The 21,468-nt window shown below is 64.8% G+C and carries 28 protein-coding genes; 20 read left to right on the top strand and 8 right to left on the bottom strand.

What is annotated here, in order from left to right:
* Nucleotides 1–79: 79 nt before the first annotated feature.
* A complete protein-coding gene (locus A3A9_RS0116850) occupies nt 80–985 on the bottom strand; it encodes a LysR family transcriptional regulator (RefSeq protein ID WP_027059826.1) in 906 nt (301 codons plus the stop codon).
* A 93-nt stretch (nt 986–1,078) separates the two neighbouring features.
* On the opposite strand from A3A9_RS0116850, the gene A3A9_RS0116845 reads away from it, so the two are divergent.
* The 6 genes from A3A9_RS0116845 (at nt 1,079) to A3A9_RS0116820 (ending at nt 5,031) form a co-directional block, all read left to right on the top strand.
* Entirely contained in the window at nt 1,079–1,960 is an 882-nt protein-coding gene (locus tag A3A9_RS0116845) for an aldo/keto reductase family oxidoreductase (RefSeq protein WP_027059825.1), read from the top strand.
* A gap of 137 nt (nt 1,961–2,097) precedes the next feature.
* A complete protein-coding gene (locus A3A9_RS0116840) occupies nt 2,098–2,433 on the top strand; it encodes an ArsR/SmtB family transcription factor (protein ID WP_027059824.1) in 336 nt (111 codons plus the stop codon).
* Nucleotides 2,430–2,930 (top strand): SRPBCC family protein, encoded by a 501-nt coding sequence (locus A3A9_RS0116835; protein ID WP_027059823.1) that lies wholly within the window; start codon nt 2,430–2,432, stop codon nt 2,928–2,930. Before A3A9_RS0116840 ends, A3A9_RS0116835 begins: the two co-directional genes overlap by 4 nt.
* On the top strand, nt 2,920–3,744 hold the full coding sequence (locus A3A9_RS0116830) for an alpha/beta fold hydrolase (protein ID WP_051370982.1): 825 nt from the start codon (nt 2,920–2,922) through the stop codon (nt 3,742–3,744). Before A3A9_RS0116835 ends, A3A9_RS0116830 begins: the two co-directional genes overlap by 11 nt.
* 41 nt (nt 3,745–3,785) lie before the next feature.
* Nucleotides 3,786–4,175: a VOC family protein gene (locus A3A9_RS0116825; protein ID WP_027059821.1), complete on the top strand. Its 390-nt coding sequence runs from the start codon at nt 3,786–3,788 to the stop codon at nt 4,173–4,175.
* A 160-nt stretch (nt 4,176–4,335) separates the two neighbouring features.
* Nucleotides 4,336–5,031 carry a VIT1/CCC1 transporter family protein gene (locus tag A3A9_RS0116820; protein WP_027059820.1) on the top strand — a complete coding sequence of 232 codons (696 nt, stop codon included), beginning with the start codon at nt 4,336–4,338 and terminating at the stop codon, nt 5,029–5,031.
* A 12-nt stretch (nt 5,032–5,043) separates the two neighbouring features.
* Here A3A9_RS0116820 and A3A9_RS0116815 read toward each other — a convergent pair whose 3' ends face one another.
* On the bottom strand, nt 5,044–5,934 hold the full coding sequence (locus A3A9_RS0116815) for a LysR family transcriptional regulator (protein WP_027059819.1): 891 nt from the start codon (nt 5,932–5,934) through the stop codon (nt 5,044–5,046).
* Between the two features lie 117 nt (nt 5,935–6,051).
* Here A3A9_RS0116815 and A3A9_RS0116810 point away from each other — a divergent pair, with 117 nt between their 5' ends.
* Together A3A9_RS0116810 and A3A9_RS0116805 are read left to right on the top strand one after the other, a co-directional pair.
* Nucleotides 6,052–6,918: a class I SAM-dependent methyltransferase gene (locus A3A9_RS0116810; RefSeq protein WP_027059818.1), complete on the top strand. Its 867-nt coding sequence runs from the start codon at nt 6,052–6,054 to the stop codon at nt 6,916–6,918.
* Nucleotides 6,919–7,052: 134 nt separating this feature from the next.
* On the top strand, nt 7,053–7,814 hold the full coding sequence (locus A3A9_RS0116805) for a pseudouridine synthase (protein ID WP_027059817.1): 762 nt from the start codon (nt 7,053–7,055) through the stop codon (nt 7,812–7,814).
* A 141-nt stretch (nt 7,815–7,955) separates the two neighbouring features.
* On the opposite strand, the gene A3A9_RS0116800 is transcribed toward A3A9_RS0116805, so the two are convergent.
* Nucleotides 7,956–8,225 carry a hypothetical protein gene (locus A3A9_RS0116800; RefSeq protein ID WP_027059816.1) on the bottom strand — a complete coding sequence of 90 codons (270 nt, stop codon included), beginning with the start codon at nt 8,223–8,225 and terminating at the stop codon, nt 7,956–7,958.
* A gap of 226 nt (nt 8,226–8,451) precedes the next feature.
* Here A3A9_RS0116800 and A3A9_RS0116795 point away from each other — a divergent pair, with 226 nt between their 5' ends.
* The 3 genes from A3A9_RS0116795 (at nt 8,452) to A3A9_RS0116785 (ending at nt 10,826) form a co-directional block, all read left to right on the top strand.
* Complete coding sequence (locus tag A3A9_RS0116795; RefSeq protein ID WP_027059815.1) at nt 8,452–9,198, top strand: SDR family oxidoreductase; 747 nt, start codon at nt 8,452–8,454, stop codon at nt 9,196–9,198.
* Between the two features lie 72 nt (nt 9,199–9,270).
* The gene (locus tag A3A9_RS0116790) at nt 9,271–10,326 is read left to right on the top strand and encodes an RNA polymerase subunit sigma-70 (RefSeq protein ID WP_027059814.1); all 1,056 of its coding nucleotides are present in this window, start codon (nt 9,271–9,273) and stop codon (nt 10,324–10,326) included.
* A gap of 98 nt (nt 10,327–10,424) precedes the next feature.
* On the top strand, nt 10,425–10,826 hold the full coding sequence (locus A3A9_RS0116785) for a VOC family protein (protein ID WP_027059813.1): 402 nt from the start codon (nt 10,425–10,427) through the stop codon (nt 10,824–10,826).
* A gap of 20 nt (nt 10,827–10,846) precedes the next feature.
* Here the strand turns inward: A3A9_RS0116785 and A3A9_RS0116780 are convergent, their stop codons facing one another.
* Genes A3A9_RS0116780 through A3A9_RS0116770 form a run of 3 tightly spaced genes read right to left on the bottom strand, consistent with a single transcriptional unit; the run spans nt 10,847 to nt 12,283 of the window.
* Nucleotides 10,847–11,278, bottom strand: a complete 432-nt coding sequence (locus A3A9_RS0116780; RefSeq protein ID WP_027059812.1) for a nuclear transport factor 2 family protein — start codon at nt 11,276–11,278, stop codon at nt 10,847–10,849.
* A 56-nt stretch (nt 11,279–11,334) separates the two neighbouring features.
* Nucleotides 11,335–11,691 (bottom strand): hypothetical protein, encoded by a 357-nt coding sequence (locus A3A9_RS41800; RefSeq protein WP_051370980.1) that lies wholly within the window; start codon nt 11,689–11,691, stop codon nt 11,335–11,337.
* A 10-nt stretch (nt 11,692–11,701) separates the two neighbouring features.
* Nucleotides 11,702–12,283, bottom strand: coding sequence for a histidine phosphatase family protein (locus A3A9_RS0116770; protein ID WP_027059811.1), 582 nt, complete (start codon nt 12,281–12,283; stop codon nt 11,702–11,704).
* A 198-nt stretch (nt 12,284–12,481) separates the two neighbouring features.
* On the opposite strand from A3A9_RS0116770, the gene A3A9_RS0116765 reads away from it, so the two are divergent.
* From A3A9_RS0116765 to A3A9_RS0116750, 3 genes are all read left to right on the top strand, one after another.
* Nucleotides 12,482–14,014, top strand: coding sequence for an alkaline phosphatase family protein (locus A3A9_RS0116765; protein ID WP_027059810.1), 1,533 nt, complete (start codon nt 12,482–12,484; stop codon nt 14,012–14,014).
* Between the two features lie 264 nt (nt 14,015–14,278).
* Nucleotides 14,279–14,728 (top strand): universal stress protein, encoded by a 450-nt coding sequence (locus A3A9_RS0116755; RefSeq protein ID WP_027059809.1) that lies wholly within the window; start codon nt 14,279–14,281, stop codon nt 14,726–14,728.
* A gap of 106 nt (nt 14,729–14,834) precedes the next feature.
* Nucleotides 14,835–15,395 (top strand): sugar O-acetyltransferase, encoded by a 561-nt coding sequence (locus A3A9_RS0116750; RefSeq protein ID WP_027059808.1) that lies wholly within the window; start codon nt 14,835–14,837, stop codon nt 15,393–15,395.
* 6 nt (nt 15,396–15,401) lie between these two features.
* Here A3A9_RS0116750 and A3A9_RS0116745 read toward each other — a convergent pair whose 3' ends face one another.
* Together A3A9_RS0116745 and A3A9_RS0116740 are read right to left on the bottom strand one after the other, a co-directional pair.
* A complete protein-coding gene (locus A3A9_RS0116745) occupies nt 15,402–16,151 on the bottom strand; it encodes a sulfite exporter TauE/SafE family protein (RefSeq protein ID WP_027059807.1) in 750 nt (249 codons plus the stop codon).
* A gap of 15 nt (nt 16,152–16,166) precedes the next feature.
* A complete protein-coding gene (locus tag A3A9_RS0116740) occupies nt 16,167–16,385 on the bottom strand; it encodes a hypothetical protein (protein ID WP_027059806.1) in 219 nt (72 codons plus the stop codon).
* Between the two features lie 353 nt (nt 16,386–16,738).
* On the opposite strand from A3A9_RS0116740, the gene A3A9_RS0116735 reads away from it, so the two are divergent.
* The 6 genes from A3A9_RS0116735 (at nt 16,739) to A3A9_RS0116710 (ending at nt 21,439) form a co-directional block, all read left to right on the top strand.
* The gene (locus tag A3A9_RS0116735; RefSeq protein WP_027059805.1) at nt 16,739–17,239 is read left to right on the top strand and encodes an Lrp/AsnC family transcriptional regulator; all 501 of its coding nucleotides are present in this window, start codon (nt 16,739–16,741) and stop codon (nt 17,237–17,239) included.
* Nucleotides 17,236–18,396 carry a saccharopine dehydrogenase family protein gene (locus A3A9_RS0116730; RefSeq protein WP_027059804.1) on the top strand — a complete coding sequence of 387 codons (1,161 nt, stop codon included), beginning with the start codon at nt 17,236–17,238 and terminating at the stop codon, nt 18,394–18,396. The genes A3A9_RS0116735 and A3A9_RS0116730 overlap by 4 nt, the downstream gene beginning before the upstream one ends.
* A 105-nt stretch (nt 18,397–18,501) precedes the next feature.
* Entirely contained in the window at nt 18,502–19,290 is a 789-nt protein-coding gene (locus A3A9_RS0116725; RefSeq protein ID WP_027059803.1) for an ABC transporter substrate-binding protein, read from the top strand.
* A gap of 93 nt (nt 19,291–19,383) precedes the next feature.
* Complete coding sequence (locus A3A9_RS0116720; protein WP_027059802.1) at nt 19,384–20,055, top strand: amino acid ABC transporter permease; 672 nt, start codon at nt 19,384–19,386, stop codon at nt 20,053–20,055.
* Nucleotides 20,052–20,669 carry an amino acid ABC transporter permease gene (locus tag A3A9_RS0116715; protein ID WP_027059801.1) on the top strand — a complete coding sequence of 206 codons (618 nt, stop codon included), beginning with the start codon at nt 20,052–20,054 and terminating at the stop codon, nt 20,667–20,669. The genes A3A9_RS0116720 and A3A9_RS0116715 overlap by 4 nt, the downstream gene beginning before the upstream one ends.
* 26 nt (nt 20,670–20,695) lie before the next feature.
* Complete coding sequence (locus A3A9_RS0116710) at nt 20,696–21,439, top strand: amino acid ABC transporter ATP-binding protein (protein ID WP_082222119.1); 744 nt, start codon at nt 20,696–20,698, stop codon at nt 21,437–21,439.
* The last annotated feature ends 29 nt before the right edge of the window (nt 21,440–21,468 follow it).

Below are 21,468 nucleotides of genomic sequence, written 5' to 3'. Positions count from 1 at the left end.
TTTGACCTTTCGTCTAAGGCGCCCGTGCCGGCAGGTCCGAAAAGGCCGGCGCAACTTGCAGCACGGCATCAGCCCGGGATCACCTCCAGCGCATGCCGCCGACAAAATCGATGAAGGCGCGCAGCGGCGCCGGCGTCAGGCGGCGGCCGGGATAGTAGAGGAACGGGCCTGAGAATTCCTGCCACCAGGGCTCGAGCACCGGCTCCAGCCGGCCATCGTCGAAATAGGGACGCAGCCAGTCCTCGAACAGCGAGACGATGCCGCCGCCGGCGACCGCCACCTCGACAGCAAGGGCCATTGCCGTGCCGGTGCTGACCAAAAGCGGGCCGGTCGGTTCGACGCTCACGACCTCGCCGTCGCGCTCGAACTCCCAGGCCGGCGTGAAGCCGCTGGCGAAGCGGCCGCGCAGGCAGGCGTGATCCAGCAGGTCGCGCGGATGGTCGGGCCGGCCGTGGCGGTCGAGATAGGCCGGTGCGGCGGCGGTGGCGAAGCGCTGCCGGCGCGGGCCGATCGGCACGGCGATCATGTCCTGCTCCAGCCGCTCGTCATAGCGGATGCCGGCGTCGCAGCCGCTCGCCAGTATGTCGACGAAACTGTCCTCGGCGGTCACTTCCATGCGGATATCGGGATAGGCGGCGAGGAAAGGCGGCAACAGGCGCGGCAGCACCAGTTTCGCCGCGACCACCGGCACGTTGAGCCGCAGCGTGCCGGCCGGACGGCCGCGAAAGCCGTTGACCACGTCCAGCGCCGCCTCGACTTCGCCGAGCGCGGGGCCGAGCCGTTCGAGCAGCCGTGCGCCGGCCTCTGTCGGCGCCACGCTGCGCGTGGTGCGGTTGAGCAGCCGCACGCCAAGCCCGGTCTCCAGCCGCCGCACCGTCTCCGACAGGCTGGAAGCGCTGACGCTGCCCACCCGCGCCGCCTCGCGAAAGCCGCCGGCACGCGCCACCGCCATGAACGCCTGGAGGTCTCCCAGATTCGCTGCCATTGTTCGCCTTTCCGCACAGGCTGTGCCGATTGCTCCATATTATCGCGCAGGCGCGCGTTGTCTATATCCGGCCGATCCAAAGGAGATGAGACGATGACCGATATCAGCAAGGCCGGAACCTACAAACTCGGCGACCGCACCGTGAAGCGCCTCGGCTACGGGGCCATGCAACTGGCGGGACCGGGGGTCTTCGGCCCGCCGAAGGATCGCGGCGCTGCCCTTGCCGTGCTACGCGAGGCGATCGCCAGCGGTGTCGACCACATCGACACATCGGATTTCTACGGCCCGCACATCACCAACCAGATCATCCGGGAGGCGCTGAACCCCTACCCCGCCGATCTCACCATCGTCACCAAGGTCAGCGCCAAGCGCGGCGCCGATGCGTCGTGGATCCCCGCAATGTCGCCGGAAGAGCTGACGCAGGCCGTGCACGACAATCTGCGCAATCTCGGGCTCGATATCATCGACGTCGTCAATCTGCGCTCCATGCATGGCATCCACGGCCCCGCCGAAGGATCGCTGGAGCCGCAGCTCGATACGCTCGCCGAATTGCAGCGCCAGGGCCTCATTCGCCATATCGGCCTGAGCAACGTCACGTCAAAGCAGCTCGCCCAGGGACGCAGCATCGCCGACATCGTCTGCGTGCAGAACCAGTACAACATCGCGCATCGCGAGGATGACGCGCTGATCGACGAACTGGCCGCCGCTGGCATTGCCTATGTGCCCTTCTTCCCGCTCGGCGGCTTCACGCCGCTGCAGTCGGACACGCTGGCCAATGTCGCCCGCAAACTTGGCGCGACCCCCATGCAGGTGGCACTCGCCTGGCTGTTGCAGCGCGCGCCCAACATCCTGCTCATCCCCGGCACCTCGTCGGTCGGCCATCTCAGGGAAAACCTGGCCGCGGCTGAACTGAAGCTGCCGGCCGAAATGATCGCGGTGCTGAACGGCATCGCCGACGAGAAGGCAGCCGCCTGAGGCCTTGAATACTGCCTGCCGGATCCGCCCCGGCAGGCCCTCTCGCCTGCCAACCCGCTTCACGCTCCAAGGCTGGTTGACTTAGCCGGCCAACCACATTATAGAACCATTTAGTTCCAGAACTATATGGTTCCATAATGGCCACTCAAATCTCCCTCGACGATACCTTCGCAGCCCTCGCCGACCCGACACGCAGGGCGATCCTGGCCCGCTTGCTTGACGGCGAAGCTTCGGTCGCCGAGTTGGCGCAGCCTTTCGCGCTCACCGTGCGTGCCATTTCCAAACATGTCGGCGTGCTGGAGCAGGCCGGTCTCGTTACGCGCAGCCGGGCGGCGCAAAAACATCTCAGCCGCATCGAACTCAAACCGCTGCGCGACATCGACCGCTGGCTCGACGACTACAGAAAACTCTGGGAAGACCGTTTCGACCGCATGGAAGACCTCCTGCGGCGCGGCGCGGACAAAAAAGAATGAGCGCGCTCGCAGCCGCAGCGGCCGACCGCAGCTTTGCCGTCGAGCGGATTTTCAATGCCCCGGTCGAGCGTGTCTTCAAACTGTGGACCGATCCGCTTCTGGTGGCGCAATGGTGGGGCATCAGGGACTGCACCATCCCGCATTGCGCGCTCGATGTGCGCGTCGGCGGCCGCTGGCGCATCGACATGCTGACCGCCAGCGGTGCGCTCTACCGCAACCAGGGCAGCTATCTCGAAGTCGTCGAGAATTCCAGGCTGAGCTACTGCGACGAACCCGATCCTGAAATCCAGGAATGGGCCGGCAAGCCGCCGGGCCAGAGCCGTCACATGGTCACCTTCACGGCCCAAGGCGCGCGCACCCATGTCCATTTCGAGGTGACCCTTGCCAGTGCCGCCGACCGCGAACGCCTGCTGGCGCTTGGCATGCGTGGTGGTTGGACGCAGAGCTTCGACCGGCTGGAACAGCTGATAGCCACCGGAGCCAACCATGCTGGCTGAAAACGCCAGGCCGACCACGCAAGCCTTGACGTCGCGGGATGGAACGCCGATCGCTTGCGAGCGCCGGGGCCAGGGCCATCCGCTCATCCTCGTCGACGGCGCGCTCTGCTCGCGCGCCATGGGTCCGAGCGGCCCGCTGGCCAAGGCGCTGGAGAGCGATTTCACCGTGTTTCGCTACGACCGCCGTGGCCGTGGCGACAGCGGCGACACCTTGCCTTATCAGGTCGAGCGCGAGGTCGATGACATCGAGGCCGTGTTGCAGGCAGCCGGCGGCGAAGCCTATGTCTGGGGCATGTCTTCCGGCGCCATGCTGGCGCTGATGGCGGCAGTCCGCCTGCCCGGCATCAAGAAACTCACGCTCTACGAAGCGCCGCTGATCGTCGACGACAGCCGCGCAACCACGCAAGGCGACTGGGCGACGATAAGGCGAGCCATCGCGGACGACCGGCGCGGCGACGCCGTGAGCGCCTTCCTCAAATCGGTCGGCATGCCCAGCCTGCTCATCGCCTTCATGAAGCTGACGCCGATCTGGCGGAAGCTCAAGGCAGCGGCGCACACGTTGCCTTATGACGGCGCCATCGTCGCCGGCGATCAACTCGGCAAGCCGCTCGAGCCCTCCCGCTGGACCGCGCTCAGCCTGCCGATACTGGTGACCGACGGGGGAAAAAGCCCGCTTTGGATGCGCCATGGCAACAAGGCGTTGGCTCAGGCTCTGCCCAATGCCCGCTACCAGACGCTGGCAGGCCAGAACCACATGCTTAAACCGGCCGCGCATGCGCCTGTGCTGACGGCGTTCTTCAACGGGCGGGATTAGGCGCGGACGCCAGCTCCATGCGAGCAGAAGGAAATCCGACCATGCAGCTTCGCCATATCCTCATCAAGGTCGACGACCAGGACAAGGCGCTGGCCTTCTACACCTCGGTCCTCGGTTTCGTGAAAAAGCATGACTACGATGGCGGCCGGGCCCGCTGGCTGACGGTGGTGTCTCCCGATCAAGCCGACGGCGCTGAACTGGTGCTCGAGCCCAACCGCGATGCGCCAGCGCGCGCCGCGCAGAAAGCGCTCCATGACGCCCACTTCCCGGCGGCCCTGATCACCAGCCGCGACATCCAGGCCGACTACGACCGCCTCGCCGGGCGCGGCGTGAAATTTCTCGGACCGCCCCAACGCATGGGTCCGGTCACCGCCGCTTTCTTCGACGACACCTGCGGCAACGTCATCGTGATGGCTCAGCAGGCCGGTTGACGCGCGATCGCCTCCGGTGACGCCCTACCGCAACCAGCAGGGGCTAAGTATTTGAACGGAACTGTGCGGCCCGATTCTGACCTGGATCAAACTCGGCTTGCTGAAAAGCGGCTACAGTCGCGGCGGCCTCGAACCTCGAAGGCACGATCAGGAGAAAAGCATGAGCCGCCTGCATGTCGAAAACCATCTGGTGTCGCGCATCGGCTGGCTCCGCGCCGCCGTTCTGGGGGCCAATGACGGCATCGTCTCGACCGCGAGCCTGATCGTCGGCGTGGCGTCGGCCGCAGCGCCGACTTCACAGGTCCTGGTCGCCGGCATAGCAGGGCTGGTCGCGGGCGCCATGTCGATGGCGGCCGGCGAGTATGTCTCGGTCAGCTCCCAATCTGACACCGAGAACGCCGACCTCGCCCGCGAACGCGAGGAACTCAGGACTCAGCCGGAATTCGAGCGCGAGGAGCTGGCGCAGATCTACGTCAAGCGCGGGCTGGAGCCGGGCCTGGCGCGCCAGGTCGCCGATCAGCTGATGGCCAGGGATGCGCTGGCCGCGCATGCCCATGACGAACTCGGCATTTCGGAAATGACCACGGCGCGGCCGATCCAGGCGGCGCTGACCTCGGCGGCGACCTTCAGCGTCGGCGCGGCGATGCCGCTCATCATGGTGCTGGTATCGCCGGCTTCAATGCTGGTGCTGGCGGTTTCGGTGGCCTCCCTGCTTTTCCTTGGCTTTCTCGGCGCCATCGGCGCCAGGGCCGGCGGCGCCAATATCCCGCGCGCAACGCTGCGCGTCACCTTCTGGGGCGCCTTCGCCATGGCGCTCACCGCCGGCATCGGCGCGCTGGTTGGCGCTGCGGTGTGAGCCGCGCGCTCCCTACCCGCTGGTGGCCGGCTGCGGCAGGTGGCCTTCGAACAACGCACTCTGGTCGCGGATGCGCGCCACCATGTGCTCGCGAAACACCCTCACACGCTGGGTTCGCCTGAGGTCTGGATGGTAGAGCAGCCACAGCCCGAGATCATGGACGGGGTCCGGCTCTCGAAAGCGCTCCAGCTCCTCGGCGCTATCGCCCATGAAGCAGGGCAGATAGGCAAGGCCCAGCCCCTGTTTCAGGGCGGCGAGCGTCAGCAGCGTGTCGTCGACGAAGAAACTATGGCGGTGATCCGGACAGGCCGCATGGGTCCAGGATTGGTGGAAGGCGCAGCACTCCACCCCTATCCAGAGCGGTTTGGCGCCGCTGGCGCGCAACCCCCTGAGATAGCGCCGCTCTCCGTAGACGGCCGACGCCACATTGGTGAGCCGCGTGCCCACCAGCGTGTCGAGCGGCGTGTTGGTCAGCCGGATGGCAATGTCGGCATGGCGTTCGGCGAGACTGACATATTTGTTGGAGACCTGCACATGCAGCCGGATGTCCGGGTAGGCCTCGCTGAAGCCGGCGAAGATCGGCATCAGCACGGATGAAGCCATGTTGTTGATCGCCGACACCCTGAGCTCGCCGGCGACACGGTCTTCCTGCCCGCCGAGCGCGCCCTCGACCTCGAGCACCTCCATCTCCATCTTGCCGGCCGCCATTCTCAGTTCGTCGCCTGCCGGCGTCAGCTCATAGCCGGATTTCTTGCGCTCTATCAGCCGCGTGCCAAGCTGCGTCTCCAGGAGCCTGATGCGGCGCGACACGGTGGAGTGCTGGATGTTCATGCGTTTTGCGGCGCCGCTTATCGAGCCGTCGCGCGCGACGGCCAGGAAAATCCGCAAGTCATCCCAATGCATCCTGGACCCCGATCCGTGCAATTTTGCAAAATGGGCGTCGAGATTTCGAGAATGGTACCAGAATTACGCCACCCCTAGGCTTTCCGGCAAGGCAATAGTGCCTTCGAGGAGGATGCCATGACCATGCAGCAACCGATTTTCGATCCGGCAAAGTTCAAGGAAACCACCCGCAAGCAATGGGATAGTGCCGCCGAAGCCTGGAACCGCTGGGGTCCGCTGTTGACCCGCTGGCTCGGACCCGCCACCGAACTGATGCTTGACATGACCGATGTAGGCAAGGGCAGCCGGGTCCTCGACGTCGCCGCCGGTGCCGGCGAACAGACGCTGACGGCCGCGCGGCGTGTCGGGCCGACTGGCTATGTGCTGGCCACCGACATCTCGGCAGGCATTCTGAACTTTGCCGCCGACAATGCGAAGCTGGCCGGCTACGCCAATGTCAACATCGCCGTCGCCGATGGCGAAAAGCTGGATGCCATTTCGGCCGAACCGTTCGACGCGGTGATCTCACGCGTCGGGCTGATCTATTTTCCCGACCAGAACCGGGCGCTGGGCGGCATGCGCGATCATCTGAAGCCAGGCGGCAAGGTCGGCGCCATCGTCTATTCCACCGCCGACAGGAACCCGTTCTTCTCGATCCCGGTCGGCATCATCCGCCGTCGTGCCGCGCTGCCTGCACCCCTGCCCGGCCAGCCCGGGCCGTTCAGCCTGGGCGACCCGACGGTGCTGGCCAAGCGCCTGACCGATGCGGGTTTCCACGATGTGCGCATCGAGAAGGTCAACGCGCCGGTGCGGCTGCAATCGGCGCTCGAATGCCTGCAGTTCGAGCAGGAATCGTTTGGCGCGCTTCACCAGATGCTGGCCGGCCTGTCCCCTCGCGAGCAGGACGACGCCTGGGCCGAAATCGAAACCGCGCTTGGCCGGTTCGAACAGGACGGACAGTTCGAAGGCCCATGCGAAATGCTGGTCGCAGCCGCCACCAGATAGGTGGACCTCTGCCAGGTGCTTGAGCAGCACCGGATGCGCGTGATAGCCAAGGTGCGGCGGCGGCCGCTTACCAAACGACGGTGCCGGCGGCGGATCGTCCGCCGGACACGCAATCCGCGACGACAAAGCAGGACATGACACCACGCCAGCCACCAACCCTCGGCCGTCGTCCCACAGCCAAGCCCCCCGGCGTCAGCCTGAACCGCGCGCTGTCGAAACTCGGCCTGTGCTCGCGCACGCAGGCCGAGGTGTTGATCGCCGAGGGCCGCGTGCGCGTTGGCGGCAAGGTGGTACGCGATGCCTCGCTGCGCGTCGATTTGAACCGCGACCGCATCGTCGTCGATGGCGAAAAGGTGGTTGCCGAGCGCAAGGTCTATGTCATGCTCAACAAGCCGCGCGGGCTGGTCACCACGCGCGACGACCCACAACAGCGCGACACCGTCTATGCCTGCCTCGAAGGGCTCGATCTGCCCTTCCTCTCGCCGGTCGGCCGCCTCGACAAGGCGAGCGAAGGCCTGCTGCTGATGACCAACGACACACGCTTCGCCAACCGGCTGATGGACCCGGCTTCGCATCTGCCCAAGACCTATCACGTGCAGGTCGCAACCGTGCCCGACGCGGCGATGCTGGACAAACTCCGCGCGGGCGTCACCGTCGACGGGGAGACCCTGACGGCAAGCTCGATCGCGCTTTTGCGCAACGGCGGCCGCACCGCCTGGCTGGAGATCGTGCTCGACGAGGGCCGCAACCGCCACATCCGCCGTCTGCTCGCCGCCCACGGCATCGAGGTCAAGCGCCTCATCCGCATCGCCATCGGCCGCTTGCCGCTCGGCGACCTCGCCAAGGGCACGGCGCGGCATTTGACGGTGGAGGAGTTGGTGCTGCTGGCGGACTGAAAAACGTCCCCGCCCGCCAGGCCGAAAGCGGCCTGGCTATTCCTGCGGAACGCTCGGCCTGACCGACGAGGCAGAGCAATTCCAGGAAAAGTGTCCAACGGTCTTCCGTCGGGAATTGCGTCAAACAAGGAGAGCGGTCAATCAGGCCTTGTTGGTAATCCACATGGTCGGCGCGCCAATCACGCCGGCACTTCCCATCGCCTTTTTCAGCTCCGGATTCTTGATGAACGCCTGTGCCTCGGCGACGCTGGCGAAATCATGCGTCACAGTGACGTCGTTGGGGTTGTCCGCCGCCTGATAGACAGCCTGTGCCTTCACGCCGCCGGTCTTTTGCGCCGGGGCGAACCCGTCATAGACTTTGCGCCAGGCCTTGTAGTCGGAAACGGTATGTCTCACGAACAGCGTCGTCATCGTCCATTCCTCCCAGACTGTTGTTTGTTGGTGCGCCCAAGAGGCCGGCGATGGGCCGTCCGTTATATCGCCTCAAGCTAATGTTTGGCAAACGGGGGAACGAATGAGATGCGCCTGGCAGACCCGCCAAAGTTCTTTTTGCTCCCACCGATGATTTCCGCCCACCCGCGCTGTCCTCATCTACAGGCGCTGGAATGGTCCGGCTGCCGGAACAGCGAGGTGAGCCATGCAATCGTTGAAAGGTCAAAATGTCGTCGTCGTCGGAGGCAGCCGGGGTGTCGGGCGCTCGATCGTGGAAGCTGCACTCAGCGAAGGCGCGACGGTGCTTGCCGTCGCTCGTGGCGCGGCCGATCTGAAAGAACTCTCCTGGGAGGCGTCAGGCGTGAAGACGCTTGCCGCCGACGCCACGCAGGATACCGCGCCCGACGCGGTGTTTGCCGCCATACAGCCTGATGTGCTGGTGATCTCAGCCGGTGCCTTCGCGCCGTCGGCATCCATCCAGGACCAGAGCTGGGACGATTTCTCGGCCAACTGGGAGATGGACGTCAAGGCGTCGTTCCTGTTTTGCCGGGCAGCGCTGCAGGGACGGCTGAAGCCGGGCAGCCGCGTGGTGCTGATCTCCAGCGGCGCCGCGTTCAGCGGCGGGCCGCCGAACTCAGGCGGCTATTCCGGCGCCAAGCGCATGCAGATGGTGCTCGCCGCCCACAGCCAGAAGGAAGCCGACCGGCTTGGCCTCGGCCTGCGCTTCATGGCGCTGGCACCGATGCGCATCATGGCCGGCACCGGCGTCGGCGAGCGCGGCATTACCGGCGTTGCGGCCTATCTCGGCATCAGCCCGGCGGATTTCCTGGCCAGCATGGACGATGTGCAGACGCCCGCCGATGTTGCTGACGCCGTGGTCACCCTCGCCGGCGGCACCATGCCGGGCACCGGCTTCATGGTCAGCGGCAGCGGCCTTGCGGCAGCGACATGAGGCGCGCAGGATGTCCGCCAAAATCGGCATAACCAAAATCAGTACGGCCGAAATCGGCATGGTGGACCCGATATGACAGACGCACCTGGCGCCTCCCTGCCATCGGGCCTGCCGGTCCTCGACCGGCTGGCCTTCGAGCGGCTGACGATGGCCCACCGCCGCGAGCTGAAACTGCATTGCTACCGGATGATGGGCTCGCTGCATGAGGCCGACGACCTCGTGCAGGACACCTTCCTCAAGGCTTGGCGCGGCCGCTCCCAGTTCGACGGGCGCGGTTCGCCGCGCGGCTGGCTCTATGCGATCGCCACCAACACCTGCCTCAACGCCATCAAGGCGCGGTCATCGGCGCGGCGCGTTCTCGCGCCGCCCGGCCGGCCGCCGACCGAGGGGCCCGCCACCGCCGGGCCGGCCGCCGAGCTTTCCTGGCTGGAGCCCTACCCCGACGCCGAACTGCCGGACCCTGTCGATGGCGAGCCCGGCCCTGAAGCGCGCTACGAGACCCGCGAAGCGATCCGGCTTGCCTTCGTCGCCGCCATCCAGTTGCTGCCACCGAGACAACGCGCGGCACTTTTGCTGTGCGACGTGCTCGGCTGGTCGGCGGCTGAGACCGCGCAATTGCTTGGCGGCTCGACCGCCTCGATCAACAGCGCCCTGCAGCGGGCGCGCGCGACGCTGGCGGTGCGTTATCCCACCGGGCGTCCCCTGCAGCGATCGCAGCCCAACCGCGACGAAAGCCTGCTGCTCGAACGCTATATCAAGGCCTGGCAGGCGGCCAATCTCGACAGCTTCATCGAGCTGCTGCGTGAGGACGCCACTTACCACATGCCGCCATGGCTGGACTGGTACCAGGGCCGCCCTGCGATCCACGATTTCTTCAGGACGGTGTGGAGCAATTTCGCTGGCTACCGCGCGGTGGCGACACGGGCCAACGGCCAGCCCGTGGTCGCGATCTACGCGCGGCGCTATCAGGATCCCGAGTGGCGCGCCCAGTCGCTGCATATCATCGAGCCGGCCGAGGGTGGGATCGCCTCGCTGACGGTCTATGTCGGCCCGCTCGGCGCCGATTTGTTCGCCGCCTTCGGCCTGCCGCCAATGGTGCAGGAGAGCTGGTCCGAAAGGCAAGCGTAGCCATCGCATCCCTCTCCTGACAGAAAGCTGTCAGGAGGCCTGGCCTATAGAGCGATCGGGAGCCGGATCGCGGCTTCAGCGATCAAGGAGCCCAAGCCATGAATTTCGTCTCAATCCGCATCATCACCTCAGATGTTCAGCGCCTCGTGCGCTTCTATGGCGAGATCACCGGCATGCCGGTGACGGTCTACACGGAAGACTTCGCCGAACTGGCGACACAGTCATGCACGCTGGCGATCGGCAGCACGCGCACCTTGATGCTGTTTGGCGGCGACATCGCCCGCCCCGCCGACAACCACACCGCCATCCTCGAATTCCGCGTCGGCGACGTCGATGCCGAATTCATCAGGCTGTCGGACTTCATCCGGGACACGACCGTGCAAAAACCGACCACCATGCCCTGGGGCAACCGCTCGCTGCTGTTTCGCGACCCCGACGGCAATCTGGTGAATTTCTTCACGCCGGTGACGGCGGAGGCGATCCGGAAATTCGACAAGTAATTGCCGGGCGCGGACGGGCGTCAGGTCGACTTCTGCGGAGATCGGCTGGTGCTCGTCCAACAATCCTGGGCGGTCGTGTCCGTCCATCTCGTGTCCGGCGCCAGCATCGAAATCCAGGTCTCCGCGAGTTTGCCGCCCTCGATCCGGTAGCTTTGCATGCCTGCCCGGCTGCGCGGCTCGCCGGTCTCGGGATCGGGCCACACGAAGGAAAAGCGAAACCATGCGCTGTCATCGGTGAAGGCGTGATCATAGACGACGACACGGATGCCCGGCCGGCCATCCCGGACGGAAGCGAGTTCCGCCGCATAGTCCTCGCGCGTCACCGTGCGGTCGCCCTTCTCGTCATGCCTGATGTAGTGCGATCCGACGCAAGCCGGGATCAGATCGTATTGGCCATCCACCCACACCCGTTCCCACCGGTCGAACAGGTCGCGCACCAGATCTTTTGACATGGACAAATCCTTCTGACTCACCCCGCCGACCATACACCGGAGGCGCGGAATTTGTGTCAGGAGACTGGAGGCACCAGGACGTCAGCTCGGCTGTCGGGGTCGCCCGAGTCCTCAACGATCTCCTTGCGCCAGTATGCCCAAAGCGCGAGCGCGCCTGGGCGCAGATCAGCGGGATAGTCCAGTCGAGCGATCTCCTCGTCCACGGTCCAGGGTTCCGGGAAGTCGGCAGCCACTTCTGATGCCACGATCCCGGCATCTTCAAGATCGGGATCGGCGAGCTCGCCGTCAAACACGAAGCGAAGCGTGATCTCAAACCCTTCCCAGCCGCAGGTAACCGCCCGAAGCCTCGGCGAAACGGCACCGAGCAGCGCGCGTTGCACGGATAGCAGCAGCTTCGTCCGAATGTCATGCATGGGCGTCGCCCTATGCCTGGTTCCACTTGCGCACCACCGGCTCACTGAGATCATGCTCGTAGCCGAGCACGCTGATGCTGGCCGTGTCGAGCACGAACAGCGCCCCGCCTTCCGGCGGCAGGCCGAGCCAGCGGGCGGCGAGCACGCGCAGGAAATGCGCGCTGGAGAAGATCAGGATCGAGCCGCCGGCTTCGCGAAGCTGTCCGATGATCCTGTCGGCACGAGCGCCGACATCGGCTGCCATCTCGCCTTGCGGGCAGCCGTCGCGAAAGACGTTCCAGCCCGGCCGCTCGGCCAGGATTTCCTTGGTGGTGCGCCCCTCATAGGCGCCGTAGTCCCACTCCTGCAGATCGTCGTTTCTGACGCTTGTCGCGCCAAAGCCGGCGAGCACGCTGGTATTGTAGGCGCGCTGCGACGGGCTCGACCAGACGGCCGAGAACGACAGGCCTTTCAGCCGCTCCGCCACGCCCCGCGCGGCCGCCTCGCCAGCCGGTGTCAGCGGCATGTCGGTGCGGCCGGTATGCTGCCCCGAAAGGCTCCACGCCGTCTCGCCATGCCGGACCAGATGGATTTGCGGATATGCGCTGCTCATAAGCTCGGTCTTTCGTTGAAGTCAGGCCAAGCTTTAGCGGTCGGCACCAGACAGCGAAAGACCCCGGCTGCCATCGCAGCCCTTCTGCACCGCTGGCTTACAAATCCGTAAGGTCCCTGCCACCAAGTTTTCATGAACCTGTCATGTCCGCTCGCCTACCCTGATCCATCGAGGGATTGCGAGACGAGGGACACTTCAATGAAAAGATTATCTCTGGCACTGGCCGCCGGCATGCTCACGACGGCGTTGGCGGGCGCGCTGTCTGTTTCCAGCGCTAACGCCGCACCCTACAAGCACGTCCTGCTCATCAGTATCGACGGGCTCCATGCACTCGACCTGGCAAACTATGTCGCCGCGAATCCGAAAAGCACGATCGCCACGCTCGCCGGCACCGGGATTTTCTATCCGAATGCGCTGACCAGCGCTCCGTCAGACTCGTTTCCTGGCCTTGTGGCACAGGTAACCGGCGGCACGCCCAAATCGACGGGCGTGTTCTATGACGACAGCTACGACCGCACCTATTTCGCGCCGGCCTCGGATTGCAAGGGCGAGCCCGGTGCCGAGGTGTCCTTCGCCGAGAACATCGACGTCGATTCGACGCGCCTTGATGGTGGCGGCAAGCCGGGCGATTTCCGCAGCCAGATCGACCCGGCTAAGCTGCCGATGACGCTGATCAACGGCAAGTGCTCGGTGGTCTATCCGCATGATTTCGTGCGGGTCAACAACGTTTTCGAGATCGTGAAAGCGCATGGCGGCCGCACGGCCTGGTCCGACAAGCATCCGGCCTACGAATGGCTGAACGGACCTTCGGGCAAAGGCGTCGACGACCTCTACGCCCTGGAACAGGACAGCTTGATCCCGGGCACGAAGGTCAAGACGACCGGCAGCTTCAAGGCCGAGCGTGACTTCGATGAAGCGCGGGTCAAGGCGGTGATCAACGAAATCAAGGGGCTCGACAGCACCGGTTCGCATCCCGCGGCCGTTCCCGCACTTTTCGGCATGAATTTCCAGGCGGTGAGCGTGGGCCAGAAACTCCCCAAGTCCGGGCCCGGCGACGAGGCCGGTCTGGTGGGCGGCTATCTGGATGCCAGCGGCGCGCCCAGCAATGGTCTTGCCGGCCAGCTCGCCTATGTGGACGGCGCTCTCGGCGAACTGATGGTCGCACTCAAGGACAACCACCTCGCCAATTCGACCCTGATCATCCTTGCCTCGAAGCATGGCCAGTCGCCCATCGACCCGGCGACGTTCCAGGCACTGGACGATGATCCATACACGAAGGCGCCGGGCTACGCCTTCCACATCGCCGACGACGCCGCGCTGATCTGGCTCAAACCGCAAGACCGGGTCAAGAACCTTGCGGCGGCGCAGGATTATCTCGAGAAATCGAGCAAGGCTGAAGGCATCGCCCAGATCCAGCCGCCGAATGCCCTCGCGCTCGCCTATCAGGATCCGGCCACCGACAGCCGTACGCCGGACTTCATAGCCACGGTCAATCCGGGTGTGGTCTACACATCCGGTTCGAAGATTGCCGAGCACGGCGGCGCCAATGCGAACGATCGCAACGTGGCGCTTCTCATCAGCAGTCCTTCGATCAAGCCCAGATCGGTGCCAGCCCTGGTGCAGACGACGCAGGTCGCTCCCACCATCCTGCGGGCTCTTGGCTACAACGCGAACGAACTCCAGGCTGTGAAGCTCGAAGGCACCCAGGAGCTGCCTGCGACACCGTTCTAAGCCCAGCATCACACCGTTTCACAATTGGCCGCCGGGCATGCTCGGCGGCCATTCGTTTGCGATCAGCAATGTTTACAGACAGTTGGCCGGATCGCTGAAGGCAGGCAGCGACTGGCCTGACATTGGTTGAGTTCCAACCCCTGGCCTTGATCCGCATCAAGGTGGCCCTGTGATGAAGCCCGTAGCGAACTTATATCAGGGGCAGCCCTCAAGGGCTCCCGCCACCCGAAGGGCACCGGCCCTTGCACAACAGGTCAGATCATCATGTACAAACATCTGCTCATCGCCACCGACGGATCGGAACTGGCCGACAAGGGCGTTGCCCACGGCCTCACCTTGGCAAAAGGCATCGGCGCCACCGTGACCTTCGTCACGGTCTCGGAACCGTATCCCATCTTCGCCTGGGGCGGCGCGATGGCCGGCTATGCGGCGGGCGACGAACTGGCCGTTTACCTGGAAGAATCCCGCAAATACGGCAAGGAGGTTCTCGACAAGGGCAAGGCTTCAGCCGACGCCGCCGGCGTCTCCGCCGAAGTGGTCCATGTCGAGGACAAGCGGCCCGCCGAAGCGATTCTGGAGCTGTCGCAGGCGCTCGGCTGCGACCTGATCGTCATGGCCTCGCACGGCCGCCGCGGACTGGGCAAGCTGCTGCTGGGCAGCCAGACGGCGGAAGTGCTGTCCTATACCGCAATTCCGGTGCTGGTGGTTCGCTGACGCCGAGAGCTGGAACACGTTTTCGGAATCATGCTCAAACAACCGCTAGGGCTCCGGCCAGGCTGTCATGCGCCGGACATTTGTTCGCCCTGGAGGAAAACGACGAATGGCGGATGCGGATCGTACCAGGATTATAATCCCCGGGAGAACGCCGGAATCGGCGGCCATGCTGGCAAGCGTCAAACGGGCGATGGCGATCACCGCCCGTCTCAACCGCTTGACGTTCAACGACGCCGACCAAGTCAGGGCCGTGTTCAGCGAACTCATCGGCGGACAAGTCGATGACAGCTTCTTGCTGATCCCACCCTTCTACACGACCGGCGGCCCCCACATCCGCGTCGGGCGCAATGTTTTCATCAATCAGAACTGCACTTTTTACGATCTTGGCGGGCTCGACATTGCCGACGATGTGCTGATCGGGCCGAATGTGAGCCTGATCACCTCAGGCCATCCTCTCGAACCGTCGCGGCGCCGCTCCTTCATCACCGCAAGGCCGATCGTCATTGAGCGCAACGTCTGGATCGCCGCCGGCGCAACGGTCATCGGCGGCGTGACGATAGGCGAAAACGCGGTCGTCGCGGCGGGCTCGGTGGTGACGAGGGACGTTGCCCCGAACACGCTTGTCGGCGGCAACCCGGCGCGAGTTATCAGGTCGATTGCCGAGTGAGCAGACTCACCACAGCGCCTCAACCACCAGATACACCCCCAGCGCCAGCAACCCGACAAAGAACACTTTGCGAAAAGTCTCGACGCTCATCTTCTGGCGCAGCGCCTGGCCGATGAACATGCCAGCCAGCGCCGGCACGAGGACTGCTGCTGACCCCGCCAGTTGCGTCGTCGGCGACGCCAGCGCGCCCGTCCTGAACAGGCCGATGGTAAGGGCTGCCGTCGAGACGGTGAAGGACAGGCCGAGCGCCTGGATCAAATCCTCCTTCTCCAGCCGCAGCGATTGCAGATAGGGCACCGCCGGGATGACGAAGACGCCGGTGGCGCCGGTGACCAGCCCGGTCGCCACGCCGACCAGTGGTGAGGCCCACGCTTCGTGGCGCGCCGGCGTGGTGAAGCCGAGTTTTAGCAGGCCGAGAACGGCATAAAGCACCAGCGCTGCACCGAGCCCTGCCGAGGCCGCGCCGGCATGCGCGCCGGTCAGCACCCCTGCCCCGGCGACAGTGCCCAGCATGATGCCGGCCATCATCGTCCATAGCCGCTTGACGAGGCCGCCGAAGGAAGGGCCGGTGAACAATTGCCAGAGATTGGTGACCAGCGACGGGATCAGCAGCAGGGCGGCGGCTTCAGCCGGCGGCATCGTCACCGCAAGCAGCCCCATCGCGACCGTCGGCAGCCCCATGCCGACGACGCCTTTGACCAAGCCGGCTGCGAGGAAGACGACACCGATCCAGGCAATGATACCCACGCTCAGCATGACCGCACCACGGGATCAATCATGCAACAGCATGTCCGTCGCGTCCGGGCTGGGTTTTGCCGACGCGGCATCGCGGCTGACCGAAGCCGCCGTCATCGCACATCCCGGCAGGCCAGGCTGCGCCTGCGCCAGGGCAAGCGAGGCAACGGCCACCGCCAGCACGATCGCCATGCTCTCAAGAATGCCGAGCCCCTGCCGGCCTGGTGTCTTCCGTCCTGATGTCTTTTCGGCCATCGCACATCTCCATTGCAGATGATTGACTGACATAAGGGCCGCGCACAATGTGGAAGTTGCGCTGCCAGCCTTCGGCTCACACGAAGGCTGAAGCCGACGCCACACGACCCGCCAGCTCAACCTTTGCGCTCGCAGCTTCGACGAGCTGACGCCGCAGGCAAAGCTGCTGGCGGCGGCACTTATCTAAGCCCGACAACCGATCAGCAAACAGACACAACCGCGCCCCACGCGGTGGGTCGCTCTCCGTCGACGCACAAAACAATACCTTGCTTTCTAGAAATAAGTAACATAGCCTGTTTGCATATAGGCAAATAAATCGCCTATAATTTTTCTCTTTGTGAAAGACTGCCATTTTGCGAGAACATCTCGATCTGACCGATCGGCGGCTGGTCAAGCAGCTGTCGCAGGATGCGCAGCCGGGCATCAACCGCCTCGCCGAGACATTGGCGATTTCGGTGCCGACGGTGCGCTCGCGCCTGCGCAATCTGCTTGACCGAAATCTGCTCAAGATCGTCGGGCTGTTGAACCTGACCGAGCGGCCCGAGCTGATCTCGGCCATTGTCGGCATCAACGCCCAGGGGCGCGGCAAGGCGCGCGAACTGGCGCAGCGCATTTCGGAACTGCCCTTCGTCAACTCGGCATCGGTAGTCACCGGGCGTTTCGACATCATCGTCGACGTGACGGTGGCCGGTGACGTCGCCGATCTCTATCGCGTCACCAGCGAGCTGATCCCGGGCGCCGGCGAACCGGGCGAAGTCATGCGCAGCGAGACCTTCGTCGTCATGGCGTCCTGCAACAAATGGGTCAGCCTTCCCGAGGGCTGCTGGTCTGACGACCGCAAGGAGCCGGCATGAAGATCGCGGTTCTCGGCGGGCTCGGCCTGCAAGGTCGGGCTGCTATCGCAGATCTCGTCACCAGTGGTGTCGAGGAGGTGGTGTGCGTCGACACGACACCAGACGGCGCGGCCCGGCTTGGCGGCCTGACCGACCTGGCTCGCGTGCGGTTCGTCGTGCCTGAAGGCGCGATCGGTCCGGCACTCGTCAATGTGCTGAGCGATGTCGACGCCGTCATCGATTTGTTGCCGCAGCCATTGATGCGCGAGGCGGCGCATGCCGCGATCGCAACGCGCACGCCGCTGGTCACCACCAATTACGGCAAGGCCATCGCCGATCTGGCACAGGCTGCCGAACAGGCCGGTGTCTCTGTTATGACCGAATGCGGGCTCGACCCCGGCATCGATCTGGTCCTCTACGCCCGCGCCGCTCGCCAGTTCGACTCCATCACCGCGATCGATTCCTATTGCGGCGGTATCCCCGAGCCGAAGGCGATGGCCAAGCCCCTCTGCTACAAGGTGAGCTGGAATTTCGACATGGTGCTGGTCAGCCAGAACCGCGACAGCGTCATGATCGAGGACGGCGAACGCGTCGCTGTGCCGGCCGCCCGCCAGCACGACAGTCATTTCATCCATGAGATCGAGGTCGCTGGCCTGGGCCAGCTTGAAGCCTTCCCCAATGGCGACGCACTGCACTATGTCGAGATGCTTCCCGCGGCAAAAGGGCTGCGCCGCTCCGGCCGCTACACCCTGCGCTGGCCCGGATGGTCGGCCTTCTGGGCGCCGCTGAAGGAGCTCGGCTTTCTCTCCGAGAACAAGGTGCCCGGCACCGGTGCCAGCCCGCGCGAATTCCTCGGCCGGCTGCTCGGCCCGCAACTGCAATATGGCCCCGGCGAGAAGGATCTTTGCGTGATGCGCAATGTCTTTTCCGGCCTCGAAGGCGGCCGCGTCAAGACAGTGACTTCCGATTTGATCATCGAGCGCGACCTGGCGTCGGGCCTGTTCGGAATGAGCCTCGGCGTCGGCTACCCTGCCAGCATCGTGGCGCAGATGCTCGCGCGCGGCGACATCGGGAAGCCCGGCCTACTCAATCCGCTGCTCGACGTGCCGGACGAACCCTTCTTCGAGGCGCTGGCCAAACGCGGCATCAAGGTCACCGAGACGGTGGCCTGGGACTGAGGATTTTCGAACGGTGGCCGCCGCCGGCAACGGCGTCGCCGCTCAAAAACGAGCCCAAGGAAATCCACGGGCAAAACAATAACGACAACAGGGAGGAATACCAAAATGAAGATTGCCAGACTGTTCATCGCCGGACTTGCGCTCGCGGGCTTGACCACTGCAGCCAGCGCCGGAACGCTGGACGAGATCACCAAGCGCGGCGAACTGCGTGTCGCGGTGCAGACCCAGGGACCGCCCTTCTCACTGGTCGGCGCCAATGGCGAACGCACCGGCAGCTCGGTTGAACTGGCCGAACTGATGGCCAAGGAAATGGGCGTTAAAATCACCTTCCTCGACTTCGACTGGGACGGCCTCATCCCGGCGCTGTTGTCGGGCAAGGCCGATCTGCTGGTCGCCGACATGACGCCGACGCTGGCGCGCGGTATGAAGGTCGCCTTCACCACGCCCTATATGTACACGGGCAGCTCCGTCTTCACCAAGGCCGACAGCAAGTTCAAGACCACCGAGGACTGCAAGGCCAAGGGCACCAAGATCGCTGTTCTGCTCGGCGCCACAGGCGAGAAGGAAGCCAAGGCTGCCTTCCCCGATGCCGACATCAAGAGCTACAAGGGCGGCGGTCCGCTGCTGCTCGACGCCGTCAACAACGGCCAGGCCGATTGCGGCGTCAACGACGTCTCGGCGGTCAAGGGCCAGTCGACAGCCTATCCGGCCGGCAGCTTCACCATCATGCCGGACCTCCTGTCGAAGGAGCCGCTTGCCTTCGCCACGCGCTATGACGAGCCGGACCTGCTGGTCTGGATGAACCTGTTCCTCAACCAGGTCACCATCGACGGCCGCCTGCAGAAGAACCTCGACTACTGGGTGAATTCCGACGCCTGGAAGAAGGATCACTAAGCAGCAGAGAACCCAAGCGGTTTCGCGCGCGTCTTCAGCGCCGCGAAGCCGCTTGGACCCTCGCTTCCCGCGCTCTGGGGACTTCACCCAACGATGCTCGAGAATTTCAGTTTCCGCACCATCGTCGAATACCTGCCGCTGTTTGGGCAGGGCCTGGTCACGACCGTCTGGCTGTCGGCGCTCTCCTTTGTCGGCGCGCTCATCGTCGGCATCGTGCTCTGCGCCATGAACCTGCAGCGCGGCTGGCTGTTTCGCGCCCCGGCCAAGGCCTATATCGATGCCGTGCGCGCCACGCCCCTGCTGGCGCAGCTCTATTTCCTCTATTTCGGCTTGCCCCGGCTCGGCTTCGTCCTGCCCGAGCTCGTCGTCGGCATCATCGCGCTGTCGCTGAACAGCGGCGCCTACATCGCCGAGATCATCCGCGCCGGCATCCTGTCGATCCCGCGCGGCCAGGTCGAAGCCAGCGTCGCCTCAGGCATGACCTATGTCCAGCGCATGCGCCTGGTCGTCCTGCCGCAAGCCTTCAAGGTGACGATCCCGCCGCTGCTCGGCCAGGCGATCGTGCTGGTCAAGGATTCCGCGCTGCTGTCGCTGATCTCGGTTGCCGAGCTGACCCGCGCCGGCCAGTTGCTCGCCTCCGACCGCTTCATGCCGGCGGAAGGCTTTCTGACCATCGCCGCCTTTTATCTGCTGCTCTATTACTGCATCAAGGGACTGGCCGTTCTCTCCAGCCGCTGGCTCGGCACAGCGGGGGCGCGCGCATGATCTGGCACCAATTCCTCAGCCTCGCCGGCTCCTATCCCCTCGCCTTGCGCGGCCTCGGCATGACCGTGGTGCTGTCGCTGATCAGCCTGGTGCTTGGCACGCTGCTCGGCTTCGGCCTCGGCATCCTGCGCACCGGCGGCAATCGGCTGATCAGCATCATCATCGGCGCCTGGGTCGACCTGATCCGGGGAACCCCGTTCCTGGTGCAGATCTTCCTGATCTTCTTCATCCTGCCCGAGTTCGGCATCGAGCTCGACGCCTTCACCGCCGGCATCCGTTCGGTGCCGACAGGCCAGGTCGAGGCAGCGCTGGCGTCCGGCCTGTCGCGCTGGCAGCGCATGCGCCAGGTGGTGCTGCCGCAGGCGATGCGCATCGTGCTGCCGCCGCTGGTCGGGCAGTATGTGCTGCTGATCAAGGATTCCTCGGTCGTCTCGGCGATCGGGCTAACCGACCTCACCCGCGTCGGCTGGCTGGTGGTGCAGCGCGTGCCCAACGGCCTGCTGGTCTTCTTCCTCGTCGGCGTCGGCTACTTCATCGTCTGCTATCCCTTGATCATGCTGGCCCGCCGGCTCGAACGCCGCATAGGCGCAGCCCATGGCGAGGTGCAGTTGTGACATCGAACCCCAAAGGCCCAACCGATATGACCAAAACGGGCATGATCGACTTTCGCGGCGTCAACAAATGGTTCGGCGCGCTGAACGTCCTGAAGGACATCACGCTCAGCGTCGAGCCGCGCGAAGTGGTTGTCGTCTGCGGCCCGAGCGGGTCGGGCAAGAGCACGCTGATCCGCTGCGTCAACGGCCTGGAGACGATCAAGGACGGCAATCTCATTGTCGACGGCCAGCGTGTTGGCGACCCCGCCACCAACATGACTAGCCTGCGCACCGAGATCGGCTTCGTCTTCCAGTCATTCAACCTCTACCCGCACAAGACGGCACTGGAAAACGTCACGCTCGCTCCCATCCATGTCCGCAAGATCCCGCGCGCCGAAGCTGAAAAGGCCGGCCGCGAATTGCTGGCCAAGGTCGGCCTCGCCGACAAGGTCAACGCCTATCCGGCACAGCTCTCCGGCGGCCAGCAGCAACGCGTGGCCATCGCGCGCTGCCTTGGCATGCGGCCGAAAATCATGCTGTTCGACGAGCCGACCTCCGCACTCGATCCCGAGATGATTTCGGAAGTGCTCGACGTCATGGTGGCGGTCGCCGAGGAAGGCATGACCATGATGGTGGTGACGCATGAGATGGGCTTTGCCCGCAAGGTCGCCCAGCGCGTGGTGTTCATGGACGCCGGCGCCATCGTCGAAAGCGGCACCCCCGACGAATTCTTCTCGCACCCCAGGACCGACCGCAGTCGGGCGTTCCTGAGCAAGATTCTCAGGCATTGAAGCCAGCGACTTAGGGTTTTCCCTCCGGC

The organism is Mesorhizobium loti CJ3sym (genome assembly GCF_000472785.1).
Lineage (GTDB): Bacteria > Pseudomonadota > Alphaproteobacteria > Rhizobiales > Rhizobiaceae > Mesorhizobium > Mesorhizobium loti_E.
The sequence above is the reverse complement of the archived record's forward strand: the minus strand, read 5'-3'. Positions and strand labels throughout refer to the sequence as shown.